Raw genomic sequence first — 20,707 nt, 5'->3', positions numbered from 1 at the left:
GACGATGAAGGTCGGCATCCCCCGCGAGGTCAAGAACAACGAGTTCCGCGTCGCCATCACCCCCGCAGGCGTGCACGAACTGGTCCGCCACGGCCATCACGTCGTCGTCGAGCGGGATGCCGGAACGGGCTCCTCGATCACGGACGCCGAGTACGTCGCCGCCGGCGCGGAGATCCTCGACACCGCCGACGAAGTGTGGGCCGCGGCCGACCTGCTGCTCAAGGTGAAGGAGCCCGTCGCGGAGGAGTACCACCGGCTCCGCAAGGACCAGACCCTCTTCACCTACCTGCACCTGGCCGCCTCCAAGGAGTGCACGGACGCCCTGGTCGGGTCCGGCACCACGGCCATCGCCTACGAGACCGTGGAGCTGCCCAACCGCGCGCTGCCGCTGCTCGCCCCGATGTCCGAGGTCGCGGGCCGACTCGCGCCCCAGGTGGGCGCCTACCACCTGATGCGTCCGGCGGGCGGTCGCGGGGTGCTCCCCGGCGGCGTCCCCGGCGTCGCGGCCGGCAAGGCCGTGGTGATCGGGGGCGGGGTCTCCGGGTGGAACGCCGCGACCATCGCCATCGGCATGGGCTTCCAGGTCACCCTCCTCGACCGCGACATCAACAAGCTCAAGGAAGCCGACAAGCTCTTCGGCACCCGCATCCAGACGGTCGTCTCCAACTCCTTCGAACTGGAGAAGGCGTGCCTGGACGCCGACCTCGTCATCGGCGCGGTCCTCGTCCCGGGAGCCAAGGCGCCCAAGCTGGTCACCAACGAACTGGTGTCGCGGATGAAGCCCGGAAGTGTCCTTGTCGACATCGCGATCGACCAGGGCGGCTGCTTCGAGGACTCGCGTCCCACCACGCACGCCGAGCCCACCTTCCCGGTCCACGGCTCGGTCTTCTACTGCGTGGCGAACATGCCCGGCGCGGTGCCCCACACCTCCACCTACGCGCTGACCAACGCGACGCTGCCCTACATCGTGGAACTCGCCAACCGGGGTTGGGTCGAGGCCCTGCGCCGTGACCCGGCGCTGGCCAAGGGCCTGAACACGCACGACGGCAAGGTCGTCTACCGCGAGGTCGCCGAGGCCCACGGCCTCGACCACGTCGAACTGCACTCCCTGCTGGGCTGAGTTCGAGCGGGCCGGGCCCGCTTCGACACCGCGGGGGTTGCCGCCGTCGACCAGCGGACGGCGGCTTCCGACACGCGGGCGGCCGGACCCCGTCAACGGGGTCCGGCCGCCCGCGTGTCGGGGGGTGCGGGGCGTGTGGATCGCGCCACGGTGCCCACCGGTCGCCCGGCGCGGTCGACCGCGCGAGCCGAGGTGCTCGACTCGCCTCGAACATCCTTCTCCAACCGCTTTGTCCGGCTGGGAAAAACGGCTTCCGTCAGCCGTACGCCCTTGACATCGACGGGTTCCGACGTCGACACAACGTGCCGGGTCCGGTGGATTGTGTTGCTGTGGAGCGGTGACACGCCATAGAGTCGCCAAACGTCGGCATGGTGCCACGCTGACCAATCGAGAAGTTCCCTGGTCACCAAGGAGGTAAGACGACTTGTGAATGAGTCGACATTTACTCCCGGGGGCGGTCAACCGGGAACCCCCGTACTGGGCCGGGAGCCCTTCGGGGTCGAGGCTGTCGGCTCGGTCGCTCTCCGTACCTTCACAGCCCGTCAGCACAGTCCCCAGCGGATTCAGACAGCACACAGCATGGATGGCCCTCACGTGAACGCCATGGCCGGCGGCCGAGGTGGCGACAGCCACCTGGCCGACTACGACGACCTGCCCCAAGGGCACTTCTACGACCCGGACGCGGAGTACGAGCCGGACCCGGAGTACGCGGCCACGCTCGCGCCCGACGCGGCGCGCCAGCGCCGGGAGCGGATCGGGCCCACCGGCCGTCCGCTGCCGTACTTCCCGATCCCGGGCCCGCTCGCGGAACACGGACCCGCGAAGATCATCGCGATGTGCAACCAGAAGGGCGGCGTCGGCAAGACCACGTCGACCATCAACCTGGGCGCCGCGCTCGCGGAGTACGGACGCCGGGTGCTCCTCGTCGACTTCGACCCGCAGGGTGCCCTGTCGGTCGGTCTCGGGGTCAACCCGATGGAGCTGGACCTCACGGTCTACAACCTGCTCATGGAGCGGGGCATGGCCGCCGACGAGGTGCTGCTCAAGACGGCCGTCCCCAACATGGACCTGCTGCCCAGCAACATCGACCTCTCCGCGGCCGAGGTGCAGCTCGTCTCCGAGGTGGCCCGCGAGTCGACGCTCCAGCGCGCGCTCAAGCCGCTGATGGCCGACTACGACTACATCGTGATCGACTGTCAGCCCTCGCTCGGCCTGCTCACGGTGAACGCGCTCACCGCGGCCCACAAGGTCATCGTGCCCCTGGAGTGCGAGTTCTTCGCGCTCCGCGGTGTCGCCCTGCTCACCGAGACGATCGAGAAGGTCCAGGAGCGGCTCAACCCGGAGCTGGAGCTCGACGGCATCCTCGCCACCATGTACGACTCCCGCACGGTACACAGCCGCGAGGTCCTGGCCCGGGTGGTCGAGGCGTTCGACGACCACGTGTACCACACGGTCATCGGCCGCACCGTGCGCTTCCCGGAGACCACGGTCGCGGGCGAACCCATCACGACCTACGCGTCCAACTCCGTGGGCGCCGCCGCCTACCGCCAACTCGCCAGGGAGGTGCTCGCCCGGTGTCACGCCGAGTGAGTCTGCCCGGAGCCGACGAGTTGTTCCGTACCACCGGGGGGACGCCGCTCCAGGCGTCCTCCCCCCGGCGTCCGGCGGGCGAGCCGCGGGCGTCGGGCTCCGCCGCCGAGGGCGACGAGCCCACCGGGGAGACCCCCGCCGGGACCGACCGGTCACGGCAGCCCCCGCCGCGGATCCCCGCGCGTCGGGAGCCGACCGGCCCCGAGGCGGGCGGCGAGGAGCACGCGGCCGCCGAGACCGACGACGGGACCGACCCCCGGGGTCGCACCGCGGAGCGGTCGGCAAACGGCGTGGAGCAGCCCCTGGTGCGCTCCGGGCGGCGTTCGGAGGCCACCGAGGACGACGGCGCCGGACGGGGCGCGGCGGGCGCCGCAGGGGCCTCCCGTCGACGGGGCCGGGCCGCCGCCCGGCGCCCCAGCGGGCGGGAACGGCACGACGAGAAGATCACCGTGTACGTGTCGGCCGAGGAACTGATGGACCTGGAGCACGCCCGGCTGGTGCTCCGGGGGGAGCACGGGCTCGCGGTCGACCGGGGGCGGATCGTGCGGGAGGCGGTGGCCGTCGTGCTGGCCGACCTCGAATCGCGAGGCGAGGCCAGCATCCTGGTGCGGCGGCTCCGTGGCCGCTAGCCCTCGACGGGGGCGACGCGCACTGGGGACCGGACCCGGGGGCGGGACGGAAACCGAGGCAGTGCCGGAGGGCACGGCCCGGACGGCGACCGCGGTGGTGCAGGGTCCGACCGGACGACCCGCACCGGAGGAGCCCGGGGACACGGGCGAGTTCGAGGACGGAGCCCCGGCCCGCGACGGCGGCTTCCGGGTGCGGCTGGCCAACTTCGAAGGACCGTTCGACCTGCTCCTCCAGCTGATCGCACGGCACCGGCTGGACGTGACTGAGGTGGCGCTGTCCCGGGTCACCGACGAGTTCATGGCGTACCTCCGTGGCCTGGGGCCCGACTGGGACCTCGACGAGACCACCGAGTTCCTGGTGGTCGCCGCGACACTCCTCGACCTCAAGACCGCCCGGCTGCTGCCGGCCGCCGAAGTCGAGGACGAGGCCGACCTCGCCCTCCTGGAGGCGCGGGACCTGCTGTTCGCCCGGCTGCTCCAGTACCGGGCCTACAAGCAGGTCGCGGACCTCCTGCACGGCCGGCTGGAGGAGGAGGCCAGGCGCTGGCCCCGGACCGTGGGGCTGGAGCCGCACCACGCCGAGCTGCTGCCCGAGGTGGTCATCGGCATCGGCGCGACGGGGTTCGCCCGGCTCGCCGTCAAGGCCATGCAGCCGAGGCCCGAGCCCGAGGTGTACGTGGAGCACATCCACGCCCCCCTGGTCAGCGTCCGGGAACAGGCGGAGGTCGTCGTCGCCCTGCTGCGCGAGCGGGGCACCGCGACCTTCGGCGAACTGACCGAGGACGCCCGCGGCACCGCCGACGTGCTCACCGTGGTGGCCCGGTTCCTGGCCCTGCTGGAGCTCTACCGGGAACGGGCCGTGGCGCTCGACCAGGAACGCGCGCTCGGCGAACTGCTGGTGCGCTGGACCGGGGGCGCGGGGGACGGCCGGCCCCGGGTCACCGACGAGTTCGACCGACCCGCGACCGCCCCGGCGACCACCGGCGCCGGGCCGCGGCCCGACGCCCCGACGACGGAGGGCACCCCATGAACGGACCCGGCGACGACGGCCCGGGCGGAGTGGCGGAACTGGACCTCAAGCCGGCCCTGGAGGCCGTGCTGATGGTGGTCGACGAACCGGCCACCGAGGAACACCTGGCGAAGGTGCTCCGACGCACCCGCCGCCAGGTCGCCGACGCCCTGCGCGCACTGGCCGAGGAGTACGCCGCCCAGGGGCGCGGGTTCGAGCTGCGGCAGGTCGCGGGTGGTTGGCGCTACTACACGCGCCCCGCGTACGCCCCGGCCGTCGAGGGCTTCGTCCTGGACGGTCAGCACGCCCGGATGACCCAGGCCGCGCTGGAGACCCTGGCCGTCGTCGCCTACCGCCAGCCGGTCAGCCGTTCCCGGGTCTCCGCGGTGCGCGGCGTGAACTGCGACGGGGTGATGCGGACCCTGCTGCAACGGGGTCTGATCGCGGAGGCGGGCACGGAACCCGAAACAAGTGCGATCCTGTACGGGACGACGAACTACTTCCTGGAGCGGATGGGCCTGCGCGGCCTGGACGAACTGCCCGAACTCGCACCCTTCCTCCCCGAGGCGGAGGCGATCGAGGCCGAGACGCGGGAGGGCGTCCCGTCGTTCGATCCGGACGCACCGGACTCCGGGACCTTCGAGCACGCAGACGACAAGACGGAACTTTGATGCGAAGCAGCGGCAGGAACAGCGGACGCGGTAACCACCGCGGCGCGGGCAACGGGCGCGACGACAAGCAGAAGCGCGCCGGACGGCCCCGCCCCGAGGAGCGCCGCTACCAGACGGGCACCTCCGGCGGCCCCGGAGGTCAGGGCGGCCAGGACGGGCGGGGCAGCGGCCGGGGCGCCGCGGCGCGCGGCGGCGCCAAGGGCGGCCCCAAGCAGTCCCAGACCCGGGACGGGCGCACCGCCCCGGCTCGGTCCCGCGAGTACGAGACGCGGGCCGAGGAGCGCAACCGCGAGCGGTACGCGGGCAAGAAGCAGGTCCAGCTGCCCAAGACCTTCCCGGGCGCCGAGCAGGAGGGCGAGCGGCTCCAGAAGGTGCTCGCCCGCGCCGGCTTCGGCTCCCGGCGCGCCTGCGAGGAACTGATCGAGGACGCCCGGGTGGAAGTCAACGGCTCCATCGTCCTGGAGCAGGGCCTGCGGGTGGACCCGGCCACGGACGAGATCAAGGTCGACGGGCTGACCGTGGCCACCCAGTCGTACCAGTTCTTCTCGCTGAACAAGCCGGCCGGGGTCGTGTCCACCATGGAGGACCCGGACGGACGCCAGTGCCTCGGCGACTACGTCACCAACCGGGAGACCCGCCTCTTCCACGTGGGACGCCTCGACACCGAGACCGAGGGCGTGATCCTGCTCACCAACCACGGGGAGCTCGCGCACCGGCTGACCCACCCCCGCTACGGGGTGAAGAAGACCTACCTCGCGCACATCGTCGGCCCCATCCCGCGCGACCTCGGCAAGCGCCTCAAGGACGGCATCCAGCTGGAGGACGGCTACGCGCGCGCCGACCACTTCCGGGTGGTGGAGCAGACCGGCAAGAACTACCTGGTCGAGGTGACCCTGCACGAGGGCCGCAAGCACATCGTGCGGCGCATGCTCGCGGAGGCCGGGTTCCCGGTGGACAAGCTGGTCCGGGTGGCCTTCGGGCCGATCACCCTGGGCGACCAGAAGTCCGGCTGGCTGCGCCGGCTGTCCAACACGGAGGTCGGGATGCTGATGAACGAGGTCGACCTCTAGACACGCCCGACCACTCCCGCTGGTGTCCAGCGGGCCCGGAAGACGACCGGGCCCGCTGGACACCACGTCTCCGCCCCCGCCCGGAAGGACGCCCGCATGGCCCCCGCCCAGCCGACCACCGCCACCCGCCCGGGACGGACCGCCGCCACCGGGGCCCTCCTCGGCCTCGCCCTCGGGGACGCACTGGGCTACCCCACCGAGTTCGACGACGTGCCGTCCATCCTCGCGAAGTGCGGCCCCTGGCGGACGATGGACCTGCCCGCCCCCGCCCTCATCACCGACGACACCCAGATGACGCTGGCCCTCGCGCGCGGCCTGCGCACCGCCCTGGACGGGGGCGCCCTCGACCCCCGGGCGATGCTGTCCCCGGTCCGGGACGAGTTCGTCGCCTGGTACCGCTCGCCCGACAACGACCGGGCCCCCGGCAACACCTGCCTGACCGCCTGCGACCTGCTGGAACGGGGCGACGGCCCCTGGCAGCGGGCCAGCCAGGTGCACTCCAAGGGGTGCGGCGCCAACATGCGCGTCGTCCCCGTCGCCCTGATACCCGGCCTCGACGAGGAACGGCGCGCCGGCGCCGCCCAACTCCAGGCCGCACTCACCCACGGCCACCCCACCGCCCTCGCCGCCAGCGACCTCACCGCACACGCCGTGCGCCTGCTGGCCGAGGGCGTCGAACCGGCCGGACTGCTCGCCCTGCTGCACGCGTACGCGCAGGAGAACCGCACCCGCTACCACGAGCGCTGGCTCGGCGATCTGTGGCAGCGGGCCGGGGACCCCACCCCGGCCCGCTTCATCGCCCGCGGCTGGGACGAGTGCCTGGGCGCCCTGGACCGCCTCCGGGACGCCCTGCGGGCGCCCGCGCCGGAAACCGACCCCTGCCTGGCCACCGGCGCGGGCTGGATCGCGGAGGAGGCCCTGGCCACCGCACTGCTGTGCTTCCTGCTCTTCCCCGACGAGCCCGTCACCGCGCTGCGCCGGGCCGCCTGCTCCTCCGGCGACTCCGACTCGCTGGCCTGCCTCGCCGGAGCCTTCGCGGGCGCCCGCCTCGGAGCGGACGCCTGGCCGGCGGACTGGGCCGACCGGGTGGAGCACCGGGAAGAACTGAAGGCGTTCGGGGAGCTCTGGGACCGCTGAGCCCCGGGCGCCGGGGGCGGCCAGGCCGGCCGCGGGGCCGTACGCGGTGCGCCCCGGCCCGTCGACTCGATATCGTCGACGTCCCGCCCACCTGCGCGCAGGAACTCGCCGTCGACGGGGCCACGCCCCGGGCCGTGCGGATCCCCGCGCGCAGCGAGACCGACCCGTCCCGTTCCGGCACCGCCCACGTCTACCTGGGCGCCACCGCCGCCCTGCGCAAGGACACCGCCCCGTGAGAACCGCACTCGTCATCGGCACCGGCCTGATCGGCACCTCGATCGCCCTCGCCCTCACCGGACGGGGGGTGGCCGTGCACCTCGTGGACCACGACCCCCAGCAGGCGAGGACCGCCGCGGCGCTCGGCGCCGGCACCGACGAGCCGCCCCCCGGTCCGGTCGACCTGGCGGTCGTCGCGGTGCCCCCGGCCCACGTCGCCGCGACCCTCGCGGACCTCCTCGAACGGGACGCCGCCCGCGGCTGCCTCGACGTGGCCAGCGTCAAGGGCGGGCCGCGCCGGGACCTGGGGGCGCTGCTCACCGGCCCGGGACGGGACGCGGCCCTCTCCCGGTACCTCGGGACGCACCCGATGTCCGGGCGGGAGAAGTCCGGTCCGCTCGCCGCCACCGCCGACCTCTTCGAGGGGCATCCCTGGGTGCTCACCCCGACCCCGGGCACCGACACCGAGGTGTTGAACCTCGCCCTGGAACTGGTGTCCCTGTGCGGCGCGGTGCCCGTGGTGATGGAGGCGGACGCCCACGACCGCGCGGTGGCCCTGGTCTCGCACATGCCGCACCTGCTGTCCAGCCTGGTCGCGGCCCGGCTGGAGCACGCCGAGGACGCCGCGGTGCGGCTCAGCGGTCAGGGCGTCCGCGACGTGACCCGGATCGCCGCCTCCGACCCGCGGATGTGGATCGACATCCTGTCCGCCAACCCCGGCCCCGTCGCGGACCTGCTGGCCGAGGTGGCCGCCGACCTGGACGGCACCGTCCGGGCCCTGCGGGAACTCCAGTCCGCGGACGAGGCGAAGCGGCGCAGCGGAAGCACCGGCATCGAGGCCCTGCTGCGCCGGGGCAACGCCGGTCAGTCCCGGGTGCCCGGCAAGCACGGGGCGGCCCCCGCCGTCTACGAGAGCGTGGCCGTGCTGATCGGGGACCAGCCGGGGCAGCTGGCCCGGATCTTCGCGGACGCCGAGGCGGCCGGCGTGAACGTCGAGGACGTGCGCATCGAGCACGCCACCGGGCGGCAGGAGGGCCTGGTCGAACTGGTGGTGCTCCCTCCGGCCGCGCCCGTGCTCACCGCCGCGCTGCGGGAACGCGGCTGGTCGATCCGTCCCTAGGCCCTCTCCTCCGGGTAGTGGCGGAGGGCGCCGGTCGGGGCCGGCCCGCGGGAACAAGTAACCTTGTCCGGGGCCTCCCGAGCCCCGTGCCACTCCCTCCTCCGCTCCACCCCTGGAAGGTGCCTCCGTGGAATCCGTCGCCCCAGCCGCCGCAGTCATCGTCGCGATCGACGGCCCGTCGGGCACGGGCAAGTCCAGCACCTCCAAGGCCGTCGCCGCCCAGCTCGGGCTGCGCTACCTGGACACCGGGGCGCAGTACCGCGCGATCACCTGGTGGATGGTGCACCACGGCGTGGACGTCACCGACCCCGCGGCCGTCGCCGCCGCGGCGGGCAAGCCCGAGATCGTGTCGGGCACCGACCCGGCCGCCCCGACGATCGCCGTCGACGGCACCGACGTGGCGGGCCCGATCCGCACCTCCGAGGTCACGGCGAAGGTCAGCGCGGTCAGCGCGGTGCCCGAGGTGCGCACCCGGATCACCGAGCTCCAGCGGTCCATCGCGGCCGCCGCCGGAGGCATCGTGGTCGAGGGCCGGGACATCGGCACGACGGTGCTGCCGGACGCCGACCTGAAGGTCTTCCTCACCGCCTCTCCGGAGGCCCGGGCCGCGCGCCGCAGCGGCGAGCTGAAGGGCAGCGACGTCAAGGCCACCCAGGAGGCCCTGGTCAAGCGGGACGCCGCGGACTCCAGCCGCAAGACCTCGCCGCTCGCCAAGGCCGCCGACGCGATCGAGGTGGACACCACCGACCTCACCCTCGCGCAGGTCATCGAGTGCGTCGTGACCCTGGTCCAGGAGAAGCGCGGTGGTGAGGTCCTGGTCGACGGCGAGCGGGCGGGTCGGTGACCGAGGGCGTCACGGCGCGGGTCCCGTCGACCCGGAGCGCCGACGTCGGCCGCCGGATCGGGGTCGGCCTGATGTACGGGTTGTGGAAGCCGCGGGTGCTGGGTTCCTGGCGCGTCCCCGCGGCCGGCCCGGTGATCCTCGCGATCAACCACTCCCACAACATCGACGGCCCCATGGTCATGGGCACCGCGCCCCGGCCCCTGCACTTCCTGATCAAGCAGGAGGCGTTCGTGGGGCCGCTGGGCCCGTTCCTGGAACGCATCGGACAGCTGAAGGTCGACCGGTCCTCGACGGACCGCTCCGCGATCACCAGGGCCCTGGCGGTCCTGGCACAGGGCGGCGCCCTCGGGATCTTCCCGGAGGGCAGCCGGGGCGAGGGCGACTTCGCCTCGCTGCGATCCGGGCTCGCCTACTTCGCGGTCCGCTCCGGCGCGCCGATCGTCCCGGTGGCGGTGCTCGGCAGCACCGACCGCACGGGGCGGCTGGTACCGGGACTGCCTCCGCTGCGGAGCCGGGTGGACGTCGTGTTCGGCGAGGCGTTCCGGGCCGACGACGGCAGCGGGCGACGGACCCGAACGGCCCTGGACGAGGCGACCGGGCGCATACAGGAGCAGCTCACCGCCCACTTGGAAAACGCCAGGCGGCTCACCGGCCGCTAGGCGACACTTGAGTAGTGGATCACCCGGAACGGGACGGTCCACCGATCACCACGATGAACGAGGTACGGACTTCATGAACGAGCACACTCCCTCCGAGGGCGCGGGCGACGGGCACGACCACGGTGCGCTCGGCGACGCCGAGTACGCGGAGTTCATGGAGCTCGCCGCCGAAGAGGGCTTCGACCCGGAGGACGTCGAGGGCGCGATCGAGGAGGCCGGCCACGGCCCGCTCCCGGTCCTCGCCGTCGTCGGTCGCCCGAACGTCGGCAAGTCGACCCTGGTGAACCGGATCATCGGCCGCCGCGAAGCGGTCGTGGAGGACCGCCCGGGAGTCACCCGGGACCGGGTCACCTACGAGGCGGAATGGGCCGGGCGGCGGTTCAAGGTCGTCGACACCGGCGGCTGGGAGCAGGACGTCCTCGGCATCGACGCCTCGGTGGCCGCCCAGGCGGAGTACGCGATCGAGGCCTCCGACGCGGTGGTGTTCGTGGTGGACGCCACGGTCGGTGCCACCGACACCGACGAGGCGGTCGTCCGACTGCTGCGCAAGGCGGGCAAGCCGGTGGTGCTCTGCGCCAACAAGGTGGACGGCCCCAGCGGCGAGGCGGACGCCGCCTCGCTCTGGTCGCTCGGCCTCGGCGAACCGCACCCCGTCTCCGCACTGCACGGCCGGGGCACCGGCGACATGCTCGACGCGGTGCTGGAGGCATTGCCCGAGGCCCCGGCACAGCGCTTCGGCACCGCGCTCGGCGGCCCCCGACGGATCGCCCTGATCGGCCGGCCCAACGTCGGGAAGTCCTCGCTGCTCAACAAGGTCGCCCAGGAGGAGCGGGTCGTCGTCAACGAGTTGGCGGGCACCACCCGCGACCCGGTGGACGAGATCATCGAACTGGGCGGCACGACCTGGAAGTTCGTGGACACCGCGGGCATCCGCAAGCGGGTCCACCTCCAGCAGGGCGCCGACTACTACGCCTCCTTGCGCACCGCCGCGGCGGTGGAGAAGGCCGAGGTCGCGGTCATCCTGATCGACGCTTCGGAGACCATCAGCGTCCAGGACCAGCGCATCGTCACCATGGCGGTGGAGGCGGGCCGTGCGATCGTCGTCGCCTACAACAAGTGGGACACCCTCGACGAGGAGCGCCGCTACTACCTGGAGCGGGAGATCGAGACCGAGCTGGGGCAGATCGCCTGGGCGCCCCGGGTGAACGTCTCCGCGCGGACCGGCCGGCACATGGAGAAGCTGGTGCCGGCGATCGAGACGGCGCTGGCCGGGTGGGAGACCCGGGTGCCCACCGGCCGCTTGAACGCGTTCCTCGGCGAACTGGTCGCCGCGCACCCGCACCCGATCCGCGGTGGCAAGCAGCCCCGCATCCTGTTCGGCACCCAGGCCGGGACCAAGCCGCCCCGGTTCGTGCTGTTCGCCTCCGGCTTCCTGGAGCACGGCTACCGCCGGTTCGTGGAGCGCCGGCTCCGCGAGGAGTTCGGTTTCGAGGGCACCCCGATCCACCTCTCGGTGCGGGTGCGTGAGAAGCGGGGCCGCAAGAAGTAGCGACGGGCGCCGCCCGCCGCGCCGATGCCCCGGTCAGGGGCTCCGTCGGCGGGCGGGCGGCAGCGCCGTCCGGGGCGGTCCGGGGCGGCCCTGCCAGACGGGGACCATCCCGGTGGGGTGGGCCTGCGGGCGGGGCTGGTAGCGCGAGCCGGGGTCGTGGTGGTGGGGGAGCGGCGCCCCGGGCGGGGCGGTGGCGTACGCGCCCGCCGTGAGCCCGGAGGGCGTGGCGTACCCGTGGGCGTCGCCGCGCGGGTCGCCCCCGAAGGCGGTGAACCGCAGCTCCTCCTCCCCGCTGCGATCACCGGGCAGGGCCCGGAACAGCCGGCGGTACTCGTCGCACAGGGCGTCGTAGATCGGCGTGGCCGGTACGACGCCCCGGTGGTCCTGCGGGTGACGCATGGACGGAACGTGCCGCTGCGGGCGCGGACGGAATGCGGGGTCGTCAGGGTGCACGCACTGCCAACGACCCCGAGCCCCGACGGATGCGGCCGGCGCGCCCGAATCGAGGGCCCCCGCGCCGGGGCGGGGCCCGGGTGCGGTCAGGTGCCGGCGAGCGGCATGGCGCAGGCGACGAGCCGACCGTTCACGGCGGCCTTGTCGAGCGCCTCGCGCAGCAGGTCCTCGCGCGGCTGACGGCCGATGGAGCCGACGGGTGCGGCGAACACCAGGATCTGCTGGGACTTGTTGGCGGCGCTGCGCCACCCCTCGGTCACCTGTAGGGGCTGGTGCGCCTGCCACCAGGCGACCGGCTGTCCGCCCTGGGGAGAGGGCTGGAGGATGGCGTGCAGTTGGCCCACGGCCAACAGCACCGACCAGCCGGGGAGCACCGCGGGGGCCGCGTCCACGGTGGCCACCGGGCGGAAGCCCTGCTCGATCAGGAGCGGCAGGAACTCGTCGCCGTGCTCGCCGGCGGTGCCGGCGCGGGCGATGGCCGCGGTGGGCTCCACCACCAGGGCGGGGTGCAGTTCGCCCTGGATGAGCACCAGTCCGCTGGTGATGCCGAGCACGGCCTGCTCGGGGGCGTCCGGGTCGGTGGCGGCCGCGGGGTCCCCGCCGGTGATGGAACGGACGGCGCCCTTCAGCTCGTCCTCGCTGACCTTGACGATCTGCGAGGGGAGGCAGGTGGAGTGGGCGAAGGCGAGGACCGCGGTCTCCTCGCCGATGAACAGGACGGTGCTGGTGCGTTCCCGCTCCGAGTCGCCCGGGGTGCGGCAGGACGTGCAGTCGTAGCCGCCCGGGGCGTTCTCACCGGCGAGCAGTCGGTCGGCTTCTGCGTCACCGATCTCGGCGCGTACGTCATCGCTGACGTCGAGCATGCGCGGCACGGGGGGCTCCTAGGTTCTCGGGCGTGCGGCGCCGGGCGGCTCTGGCTCCCGGCTCGGACCGGGTGGCCCCGGCCGACGAACCGGGCGGTCCCGGCTCATGTCAGGGACAACGGGCGAGCTGTGGGCATGGTCACGCCCGGCGGCGAACGGAATCGAACCATCCGGCGCAGAGCGTGAGGTGATGCGAAGAATCGGTTACGCACGGTCAATTCGGTGCCCCGGCAACGCGATTGGAGCGGTGAACTGGGTCACAGGCCGATCGGCCGGACGGGAGACACATGACGACATCGGGCGATGAAGGGGGTGACGCGAACGTGTCGCTACCGGGGGTAAAGGCCGACTGGCCTGGTGGAACGGCCCGATGGTTGATGCCGGGCCGCCGGCTCCCTAGATTCCTCGGCCGTGTGCATCGAGCACCACTCGGGTAGGTCCGCCCGCCGCAGCGACGGCGAGCCCGGCGCCCCGCGCGTCGGGTGGTGGACGGGGGTGGACCGGTCGGCCCGCGCCCCACGCGCGGTCGGACCGGTGCGCCTCGGGGGAGCCCGGGTCGTCGGGAGAGGAACCCACATGTCCGGACATCCCGCGTCCACCCGTCGGATCGCCGTTCTGGCCGGGGCCGCCCTGCTCGCCCCGCTGGGACTGCTCGCGGTGTCGGGGCCCGCCCACGCCGCGGACGGCGGAGTGTGGGACCGCATCGCCCAGTGCGAGAGCGGCGGGAACTGGTCCATCAACACCGGCAACGGCTACCACGGCGGACTCCAGTTCGCCCCCGGCACCTGGCGGGCCCACGGCGGCACCGCCTACGCCCCCACCGCCGACCGGGCCACCCGGGCCCAGCAGATCGCCGTGGCCACCCGGGTGCAGCGCGCCCAGGGCTGGGGCGCCTGGCCCGTGTGTTCCCGTCGCGCCGGAGCCAGCGGTCCGGCCCCCGCCGCGGCGTCCCCCAGCGCACAGGGCAACCGTGCGACGCCCCGCACCCCCGAGCGCCCGGTCGCCCCCTCGGCCCCGCCGCCGGTCGCCGCGCAGCCGGCGGCGTCCGAACGCGCCCCGGGCCACCCGGACCGCGGAGCCCCGCAGCGCGATCCGCGGGGCACCCACACCGTGCGCGGCGGGGACACGCTGAGTGCGATCGCCGCCCGGTACGGCACCGACTGGCGCACCCTGCACACCGTGAACCGCGACGTCATCGGCGCCGACCCGCACCTGATCGTGCCGGGGCAGCGGCTCGACGTCTGAAGGCACCGCGGCCCCGCCCCCTCCAGGGTCGGGGGCGGGGCCGCGGACACACCGGGCGGGGGTCCGGGGCGCTACCCCGGTTCGTGCGCCGCGGCGGTGCGCCGGGCGGTGCCGATCTCGGGGTGGTGCAGGTCGAAGGCGGGCGACTCGGAACGGATCACCGGCATGGTCACGAAGTTGTGCCGCGGCGGCGGGCAGGAGGTCGCCCACTCCAGGGAGCGGCCGAACCCCCAGGGGTCGTCCACCGTGACCCGCACGCCGTGGCGGGCCGTGTGCCACACGTTGTAGAGGAACGGCAGGGTCGAGGTCCCGAGCAGGAACGCGCCCACGGTGGAGAGGGTGTTGAGCGCGGTGAACCCGTCCGCGGCGAGGTAGTCCGCGTAGCGCCGGGGCATGCCCTCGGCGCCGAGCCAGTGCTGCACCAGGAACGTCAGGTGGAAGCCGAGGAACAACGTCCAGAAGTGGATCTTGCCGAGACGTTCGTCCAGCAGCTTGCCGGTGAACTTCGGCCACCAGAAGTGGAAGCCGGCGAACGTCGCGAAGACCACCGTTCCGAACACCACGTAGTGGAAGTGCGCCACCACGAAGTACGAGTCCGTGACGTGGAAGTCCAGCGGCGGCGAGGCGAGGAGGACCCCGGTCAACCCGCCGAGCAGGAACGACACCAGGAAGCCGGTCGCCCACAGCATCGGCGTCTCGAACGACAGCGAACCCTTCAGCATGGTCCCCGTCCAGTTGAAGAACTTCACCCCGGTCGGCACCGCGATCAGGAACGACATCAGGGAGAAGTAGGGGAGGAGCACGGCTCCGGTCGCGAACATGTGGTGCGCCCAGACCACGACCGACAGTCCGGTGATGGCCATGGTGGCGCCCACCAGCGTCAGGTAGCCGAAGATCGGCTTGCGGGCGAAGACCGGGATGACCTCCGTGACGATGCCGAAGAACGGCAGGGCGATGATGTAGACCTCGGGGTGCCCGAAGAACCAGAACAGGTGCTGCCACAGCAGTGCTCCGCCGTTCGCGGCCTCGAACACCACCGAACCGAAGCGCCGGTCGGCCTCCAGCACCAGCAGCGCCGCGGCCAGCACCGGGAACGCCATCAGCACCAGGATCGAGGTGAAGAGCACGTTCCAGGTGAAGACGGGCAGCCGGAACATCGTCATGCCCGGGGCCCGCATGCCGACGATGGTGGTCAGGAAGTTCACCGCGCCCAGGATGGTGCCGAAGCCCGCCAGCGCGAGGCCCATGATCCACATGTCGGCGCCGATGCCCGGTGCGTACCGCGAACTGTTGAGCGGGGCGTAGGCGAACCAGCCGAAGTCCGCACCGCCGCCCGGGGTGAGCAGCGAGCCCAGCACGATCAGCCCGCCGAACAGGAACAGCCAGTAGGACAGCATGTTCAGACGGGGAAAGGCCACATCGGGGGAGCCGATCTGGAGCGGCACGATCTCGTTGGCGAATCCCGCGAAGGTCGGGGTCGCGAAGAGCAACAGCATGATCGTGCCGTGCAGCGTGAAGAGTTGGTTGAACTGCTCGTTGGACACCAGTTGGGTTCCCGGCCGGGCGAGCTCGGCGCGCATCACCAGGGCCATCGCCCCGGCGATCAGGAAGAACGCGAACGCGGTGATCAGATACAGATGGCCGACCTTCTTGTGGTCGGTGGTGGTCAACCAGTCCACGACCAACCGCCCGGCACCGCGGTGCCGGGGGGCGTCGGGGACGGGGCGGGCCCTCCCGTCCGGGTCCCGTGCGCCGTCGTGGGGCGGCTGACCGACCGCTCGCGTGTTCCCGGTCGCCATCGACCGTGCCTCCCTGGTTCTCGCCCCCGCGCCGGGTGTTCATGATCGGGGGCCCGCCACGGCTTCTCGCCGAAGGAGTCCGTGTGTTGTGTGGGGGAAGCGTGAAAATCCTCCGCCCCGACGGCCTATTCGACGGTCGGAGGGAGGTGCGCCCATACGGTCGCGGCGGATTGCGAGCGAGTTTCTTCGAAGGCTTATTCCTGATGCCCGATTGGGTTCGATAAAGCGCGGAGCCGATCCTTCTGGAACCGTATTCATGACAAGGGAAAACGCCCGTTCGTACGGGTCGACGGAACGCATAACCGTGTCGTGATCCTGTGACACAAGTGTGACCGGCAAGGAACCCGAGCCGGCCGCGCGCGGCTACCGTGGCGGCATGGAACCCCAGTGGCGACAGCCCGAAGAGCCCCAGGACGACCCCGACGCCTACGTCGGGATGGCCGCCGAGCCCGCCGAACGGCTGGCCCGGGAACGGGGCTGGTCCCCGGTGCGTTCCCTGGCTCCCGGCACGTTCGTCACCATGGAGTACCGCTTCGGACGGCTGAACTTCGAGGTCGCCGACGGTGTGGTGCGCCGCTGCTGGCGGGGCTGAGCGGACCGGAAGCCGCGAAGGCCCCGGGACTCCCAGGGGAGCCGGGGCCTTCGTCCGTGCGGTCGCGGTCCGGGGTGCGTCCCGGACTCCGGCCCGTCATCCGCCGGGCTGCTTGCCGGCCGGCGCACCGGCCGGTACCGAATCGGGGTCCTGGTCGGGGAGCCGGGAGCCCCGCCGACCGCTGACCGGGGTGACCGGCGCACGGCCCGGGCGCGGGGCGTGACCGCCGGGCGACGGCCACCCCGCGGGCTCCCGCCCGGCGGCGGACGCCGGACGGGCGGCCGGCGCGGGGACGGTGACCCGTGCGATCCCGGGCGCCTCCGCCGCCGGGGCGGCCGTGCCGGGGAGCGGGGCCGGCGACCTGCGACCGCGGAGGGCACCGCGCCGGGCGAGCAGTTCCGCCTCCGCCCGGGCGATCAGCGGCTCGAACCAGGGCAGGGCCAGCAGGATCAACAGACCGGCGGCCCAGCCGAGGAGGACGTCGCTGAGCCAGTGCGTACCCAGGTAGACGGTGGTCAGACCCACCCCGAGCGAGACGATGGCGGAGAGCGCCGACAGATAGCGGCGGGCCCGCGGGGTCGACGCCAGATAGGCGAGGATGCCCCAGGTGACCACGGCGTTCGCGGTGTGCCCGGAGGGAAATATATCGCCGCCGAGCCACATCTCGTTCGAACCGATCGCCGTCGCGTAGTGCGGACCGAGGCGCCCCATGCCCAGCTTCGCCGCGCCGACCGTGACGTTCAGCAGCAGCAGGGACAGTCCCAGGGTGAGCATCGGGCGCAGGGTGTGCTGCCGCCACGACCGCCATCCCAACCAGGCGGCGACCATCACGGCGGTCGGGCCCCGCTGGCCCAGGACGACGTAGTAGTCGAGGAACGGATGGAGTTCGGGCCACTGCTGGTACGGCCGGAAGAACATCACCTGCCAGTCCAGGCGGACCAGCCACGAGGTGGTCAGGACCGCGACCACGATCGCCGCGTAGAAGGCCAGGGTCGCCGAGAACAGGACGATCCGGTGCCGGCTCATCTCCGGCGCCCGGACGTGGGCCGGTCGTTCCGGCTCACGGTCCAGGCGGGCGAACACCCGGTCCAGACGGGTGGGGTTTCGATCGGTACGCACTCAATCGACGTTACAGGTGCCCACCGACGGTCCGGTCGAATCCCCCGCTTTGTGATGACCATGTGATGTGGCTTTCCTCTCAACCGGGGCCGGACAATGCGGAGTCGTGCCTATTTCATGAAGGAGTTCTCATACATTCTCGTTCGGTCTATCGAGAGCCGCTTTATCCCGTGGCGCAATTCCCTGTCCACCTGCGCCGGGAATTCGGGGCGGCGCGCCAACGACCGCGGGCGGAGCGCGAGTTGCCCCTCACCCGGAGGTAGGGTGCGGACACGGAGCGTCATGCCCGCTGTGCGGGGGCGGGCCGTGTCGTGGTGCATGCCACACGGATCGGGGTCATCGCGGCAAGGCCCGCCACTCACGGTCATCTCCGACTCGCGTACGCTTGCGGCTCACTCGCCCCGAGCGGCCCGGACCCCGGGGAGAACCGCTCCACCGCCGTGGACGCCCCGTCGACAGGCTCCGCCGCGTGCGAGAGAACCACCGGGAGGTACCGCATGCCAGGGACGACCACGGCCGCCGCGCGCGAGGCCGCGGACGGTCCCCGCTCCCGGACGGCCCCGCCCCTGGACCGCCTCCGGGCCGCGCTCGGCGGTGGCGGTCCCTCGGGCGAGGCCAACCGCTGGCTCGTCCTGCTCGTCCTCTGCGTCAGCCTGCTGTTGGTCGCCGTCGACGCCACCGTGCTGCACGTCGCCGTGCCGGCGGTCACCGAGGACCTCCGGCCCAGCGGCACCGAACTGCTCTGGATCGTCGACGCCTACCCGCTGGTCTGCGCCTCCCTGCTCATCCTCTTCGGCACCCTGGGCGACCGGGTCGGCCGGCGCCGGGTGCTGCTCCTGGGCTACGCGCTGTTCGGCGTCGCCTCCGGCCTCGCCGCCTTCGCCGACGGACCGGGCGTCCTGATCGTGGCGCGGGCCCTGCTCGGGGTGGGCGGAGCGATGATCATGCCCGCCACGCTCTCCATCCTGCGGCAGGTCTTCCCCGAACGACGGGAGCGGGCCCTGGCCATCGGCGTCTGGAGCGCGGTGGCCGCCGTCGGCGCGGCCGCCGGACCGCTGGTCGGCGGCTTCCTCCTGGAACACTTCTGGTGGGGTTCGGTCTTCCTGGTCAACATCCCGCTGATGGTGGTCAGCCTCCCCCTCGGCCGGCTGCTGTTGCCCGAGTCCACCGGGAAGCGCGACGGTCCCTGGGACGTGGCGGGTGCGCTGATGGCCGCGGTCGGGCTCTTCGGGGTGGTCCTCGGGGTGAAGCGGTTGGGGAGCGGCGAGATCGGCGCGGACGCCGCGGGGTTGCTCACCCTGGCCCCGCTGCTCGCCGGGGGAGCGCTGCTCACCGCGTTCGTCCGGCGCCAGCGCGCGCGCCGGAGCCCGCTGGTCGACCTGGCCCTCTTCGCCCGGCCCGCGTTCAGCACCTCGGTTGGCTGCATCGTCCTCGCGATGCTCGCCCTGGTGGGGCTGGAACTGGTCGCGGCCCAGTACCTGCAACTCGTCCTCGGGCTCTCCCCGCTGGAGACGGGGCTGCGGCTGCTGCCGCTCACCGTCGCCGCGATGGCCGCGGGTCTCGCCGGCGCCCGGCTGCTGCGCCGGTGGGGGCCGCGCACCACGGTCGCCCTGGGCTTCGCGCTCACCGCGACCGCCGTCCTCACCCTCACCCCCATGGGGCACCGGGACAACCCGGGGTTGCTGCTGACCGGGTTCCTGATGCTCGGCTTCGGACTGGAGACGACCCTCTTCGGGTCCTACGAGTCCATGCTCGCCGAGGCCCCGCCCGAGCGGGCCGGGGGCGCCGCCGCGATCGGGGAGACCTCCTACCAACTCGGCGCCGGCATCGGGATCGCCCTGCTCGGCAGCGTGATGAACGCCGCCTACGGGCAGGGGTTCGCCGGTCTCGCCGGGGTGCCCGCCGAGGCGCGGGAGGCGGCGCGCCACTCGCTGGGGGAGGCGTACGAGGTGGCCGGGCGGCTCGACGGCCCGTCGGGCGAGGCGCTGCGCGCCACCGCGCGGGACGCCTTCGTGACCGGGCTGCACCTGACCCTGGTGGTGAGCGCGGTGCTGCTGCTGCTCGGTGCCCTGGCCGCGCTGCGGCTGCCGCGGACGATGGTGGACGTGCCGGAGTCGGAGGTCCTGGCCTGTCGCGCCGCCCCCGGCGCGGAGGTGCCGCTACCGCGCAGTGCGGGCGCGTCCCGGGCGTCGGCCGACGCGGCGGTGTGAACGGGGTGCTGCCGGGCGGGACGCTCACCGGTGTCGACGCCTTCCGCGAACCCTCCCGGTCCGTGGTGCCGGTCCGGACCCGTGTCCGACCGGCGGCGCCCGGCCGCGCCGGTGAGCGGCCCCGCCTCAGCTCTGGTTGAAGAAGTTGTCGTTCCGGCGACCCGGACCCTCGCCGTTGACGATCTCGGTGTGCGAGGGGGTCAACAGGAAGACCCGGGTGGCCACGCGTTCGATCGAGCCGCGCAGTCCGAAGGTCAGCCCGGCCGCGAAGTCGACGACGCGCTTGGCGTCGCCGGGCTCCATGGCCGTGAGGTTGACGATGACGGGGACCCCGTCCCGGAACAGTTCGCCGATGGCGCGGGCGTCCCGGAAGCTGTCCGGGGTGACCGTGCCGATGCGGCGTCCGCTCTCCTCGGCGGTGTCGGAGGCCACCTGCACGCGGGGGTCGGTCACCCAGGCGTTGCCGTGGCCCTCGGTCGCGTCGTCCGTGTCGGGTTCGTAGCGGTCGTAGTAACGCTCGTCATCGTTGTCGTCGACGAGGCCAAGCCAGGCACTCGCCTTGCGCACCGATCCCATGGGCGCCTCCTCTCACAGCGGTCTTGCGTGGTTCCGTCCCCTATGGTCGACCATGATGCTGACAGCGCGCCAAGGGGAACGTGACCGCGCTGGCTTTTCGTGACGGTACTGGTGCACAGCAAATCGGTTCGGGTCCCTTGATTCCAAGGGTCGTGCGGAACAACGCTGCTGACTGTGAGTGAAATATGATTTCTCGCGGCGTTTGGGTGACGGTCGGGGCGTCCGGGTGAACGGTC

The 20,707-nt window shown here is 72.9% G+C and carries 20 protein-coding genes; 15 read left to right on the top strand and 5 right to left on the bottom strand.

Going from position 1 to position 20,707, the window contains the following annotated elements; genetic code table 11:
• Nucleotides 1-4: 4 nt before the first annotated feature.
• The 12 genes from ald to der all read left to right on the top strand — a co-directional run bounded on the left by ald (nt 5) and on the right by der (nt 11,614).
• Nucleotides 5-1,120 carry an alanine dehydrogenase gene (gene ald, locus ACSMX9_RS04135; protein WP_445400051.1) on the top strand — a complete coding sequence of 372 codons (1,116 nt, stop codon included), beginning with the start codon at nt 5-7 and terminating at the stop codon, nt 1,118-1,120.
• Between the two features lie 426 nt (nt 1,121-1,546).
• Complete coding sequence (locus ACSMX9_RS04130) at nt 1,547-2,710, top strand: ParA family protein (RefSeq protein WP_445400049.1); 1,164 nt, start codon at nt 1,547-1,549, stop codon at nt 2,708-2,710.
• Nucleotides 2,695-3,339, top strand: a complete 645-nt coding sequence (locus ACSMX9_RS04125) for a hypothetical protein (RefSeq protein WP_445400047.1) — start codon at nt 2,695-2,697, stop codon at nt 3,337-3,339. Before ACSMX9_RS04130 ends, ACSMX9_RS04125 begins: the two co-directional genes overlap by 16 nt.
• Nucleotides 3,329-4,369, top strand: a complete 1,041-nt coding sequence (locus ACSMX9_RS04120) for a segregation and condensation protein A (protein ID WP_445400045.1) — start codon at nt 3,329-3,331, stop codon at nt 4,367-4,369. The genes ACSMX9_RS04125 and ACSMX9_RS04120 overlap by 11 nt, the downstream gene beginning before the upstream one ends.
• Nucleotides 4,366-5,019: an SMC-Scp complex subunit ScpB gene (gene scpB / locus ACSMX9_RS04115; protein ID WP_445400043.1), complete on the top strand. Its 654-nt coding sequence runs from the start codon at nt 4,366-4,368 to the stop codon at nt 5,017-5,019. Before ACSMX9_RS04120 ends, scpB begins: the two co-directional genes overlap by 4 nt.
• Nucleotides 5,019-6,089 (top strand): pseudouridine synthase, encoded by a 1,071-nt coding sequence (locus tag ACSMX9_RS04110; RefSeq protein ID WP_445400041.1) that lies wholly within the window; start codon nt 5,019-5,021, stop codon nt 6,087-6,089. Before scpB ends, ACSMX9_RS04110 begins: the two co-directional genes overlap by 1 nt.
• 96 nt (nt 6,090-6,185) lie before the next feature.
• Nucleotides 6,186-7,226 (top strand): ADP-ribosylglycohydrolase family protein, encoded by a 1,041-nt coding sequence (locus ACSMX9_RS04105; protein ID WP_445400039.1) that lies wholly within the window; start codon nt 6,186-6,188, stop codon nt 7,224-7,226.
• Complete coding sequence (locus ACSMX9_RS04100) at nt 7,151-7,462, top strand: chorismate mutase (protein ID WP_445402883.1); 312 nt, start codon at nt 7,151-7,153, stop codon at nt 7,460-7,462. The genes ACSMX9_RS04105 and ACSMX9_RS04100 overlap by 76 nt, the downstream gene beginning before the upstream one ends.
• Nucleotides 7,459-8,562: a prephenate dehydrogenase gene (locus ACSMX9_RS04095; RefSeq protein WP_445400038.1), complete on the top strand. Its 1,104-nt coding sequence runs from the start codon at nt 7,459-7,461 to the stop codon at nt 8,560-8,562. The genes ACSMX9_RS04100 and ACSMX9_RS04095 overlap by 4 nt, the downstream gene beginning before the upstream one ends.
• A 127-nt stretch (nt 8,563-8,689) precedes the next feature.
• Complete coding sequence (gene cmk, locus ACSMX9_RS04090; protein ID WP_445400036.1) at nt 8,690-9,406, top strand: (d)CMP kinase; 717 nt, start codon at nt 8,690-8,692, stop codon at nt 9,404-9,406.
• Nucleotides 9,407-9,477: 71 nt separating this feature from the next.
• On the top strand, nt 9,478-10,065 hold the full coding sequence (locus tag ACSMX9_RS04085) for a lysophospholipid acyltransferase family protein (protein ID WP_366116406.1): 588 nt from the start codon (nt 9,478-9,480) through the stop codon (nt 10,063-10,065).
• Between the two features lie 73 nt (nt 10,066-10,138).
• Complete coding sequence (gene der / locus ACSMX9_RS04080; RefSeq protein WP_445400034.1) at nt 10,139-11,614, top strand: ribosome biogenesis GTPase Der; 1,476 nt, start codon at nt 10,139-10,141, stop codon at nt 11,612-11,614.
• Between the two features lie 33 nt (nt 11,615-11,647).
• Here der and ACSMX9_RS04075 read toward each other — a convergent pair whose 3' ends face one another.
• The gene (locus ACSMX9_RS04075) at nt 11,648-12,013 is read right to left on the bottom strand and encodes a hypothetical protein (protein ID WP_445400032.1); all 366 of its coding nucleotides are present in this window, start codon (nt 12,011-12,013) and stop codon (nt 11,648-11,650) included.
• Between the two features lie 140 nt (nt 12,014-12,153).
• Nucleotides 12,154-12,939: a hypothetical protein gene (locus tag ACSMX9_RS04070; RefSeq protein ID WP_445400030.1), complete on the bottom strand. Its 786-nt coding sequence runs from the start codon at nt 12,937-12,939 to the stop codon at nt 12,154-12,156.
• 567 nt (nt 12,940-13,506) lie between these two features.
• Here ACSMX9_RS04070 and ACSMX9_RS04065 point away from each other — a divergent pair.
• Nucleotides 13,507-14,175 (top strand): LysM peptidoglycan-binding domain-containing protein, encoded by a 669-nt coding sequence (locus ACSMX9_RS04065; protein ID WP_445400028.1) that lies wholly within the window; start codon nt 13,507-13,509, stop codon nt 14,173-14,175.
• A 71-nt stretch (nt 14,176-14,246) separates the two neighbouring features.
• Here ACSMX9_RS04065 and ctaD read toward each other — a convergent pair whose 3' ends face one another.
• Nucleotides 14,247-15,974 carry an aa3-type cytochrome oxidase subunit I gene (gene ctaD, locus ACSMX9_RS04060; RefSeq protein ID WP_445400026.1) on the bottom strand — a complete coding sequence of 576 codons (1,728 nt, stop codon included), beginning with the start codon at nt 15,972-15,974 and terminating at the stop codon, nt 14,247-14,249.
• A 376-nt stretch (nt 15,975-16,350) separates the two neighbouring features.
• Between ctaD and ACSMX9_RS04055 the strand changes: the two genes are divergently transcribed.
• Nucleotides 16,351-16,566, top strand: coding sequence for an I78 family peptidase inhibitor (locus ACSMX9_RS04055; RefSeq protein WP_351242781.1), 216 nt, complete (start codon nt 16,351-16,353; stop codon nt 16,564-16,566).
• A gap of 96 nt (nt 16,567-16,662) precedes the next feature.
• On the opposite strand, the gene ACSMX9_RS04050 is transcribed toward ACSMX9_RS04055, so the two are convergent.
• Nucleotides 16,663-17,685 carry a phosphatase PAP2 family protein gene (locus tag ACSMX9_RS04050; protein ID WP_445400024.1) on the bottom strand — a complete coding sequence of 341 codons (1,023 nt, stop codon included), beginning with the start codon at nt 17,683-17,685 and terminating at the stop codon, nt 16,663-16,665.
• 497 nt (nt 17,686-18,182) lie between these two features.
• Between ACSMX9_RS04050 and ACSMX9_RS04045 the strand changes: the two genes are divergently transcribed.
• A complete protein-coding gene (locus tag ACSMX9_RS04045; RefSeq protein WP_445400022.1) occupies nt 18,183-19,895 on the top strand; it encodes an MFS transporter in 1,713 nt (570 codons plus the stop codon).
• A gap of 126 nt (nt 19,896-20,021) precedes the next feature.
• Here the strand turns inward: ACSMX9_RS04045 and ACSMX9_RS04040 are convergent, their stop codons facing one another.
• Nucleotides 20,022-20,471, bottom strand: a complete 450-nt coding sequence (locus ACSMX9_RS04040; RefSeq protein WP_351242775.1) for a cell division protein SepF — start codon at nt 20,469-20,471, stop codon at nt 20,022-20,024.
• Nucleotides 20,472-20,707 lie beyond the last annotated feature (236 nt).

This window comes from Streptomyces sp. LE64 (assembly GCF_052606915.1).
The sequence above is the reverse complement of the archived record's forward strand: the minus strand, read 5'-3'. Positions and strand labels throughout refer to the sequence as shown.

Coding starts and splice junctions, on each gene's coding strand:
- ald (WP_445400051.1), top strand. CDS start 5: ATGAAGGTCGGCATCCCCCGCGAGGTCAAGAACAACGAGTTCCGCGTC.
- scpB (WP_445400043.1), top strand. CDS start 4,366: ATGAACGGACCCGGCGACGACGGCCCGGGCGGAGTGGCGGAACTGGAC.
- ACSMX9_RS04110 (WP_445400041.1), top strand. CDS start 5,019: ATGCGAAGCAGCGGCAGGAACAGCGGACGCGGTAACCACCGCGGCGCG.
- ACSMX9_RS04105 (WP_445400039.1), top strand. CDS start 6,186: ATGGCCCCCGCCCAGCCGACCACCGCCACCCGCCCGGGACGGACCGCC.
- ACSMX9_RS04085 (WP_366116406.1), top strand. CDS start 9,478: ATGTACGGGTTGTGGAAGCCGCGGGTGCTGGGTTCCTGGCGCGTCCCC.
- der (WP_445400034.1), top strand. CDS start 10,139: ATGAACGAGCACACTCCCTCCGAGGGCGCGGGCGACGGGCACGACCAC.
- ACSMX9_RS04075 (WP_445400032.1), bottom strand. CDS start 12,013: ATGCGTCACCCGCAGGACCACCGGGGCGTCGTACCGGCCACGCCGATC.
- ACSMX9_RS04065 (WP_445400028.1), top strand. CDS start 13,507: ATGTCCGGACATCCCGCGTCCACCCGTCGGATCGCCGTTCTGGCCGGG.
- ctaD (WP_445400026.1), bottom strand. CDS start 15,974: ATGGCGACCGGGAACACGCGAGCGGTCGGTCAGCCGCCCCACGACGGC.
- ACSMX9_RS04055 (WP_351242781.1), top strand. CDS start 16,351: ATGGAACCCCAGTGGCGACAGCCCGAAGAGCCCCAGGACGACCCCGAC.
- ACSMX9_RS04045 (WP_445400022.1), top strand. CDS start 18,183: ATGCCAGGGACGACCACGGCCGCCGCGCGCGAGGCCGCGGACGGTCCC.
- ACSMX9_RS04040 (WP_351242775.1), bottom strand. CDS start 20,471: ATGGGATCGGTGCGCAAGGCGAGTGCCTGGCTTGGCCTCGTCGACGAC.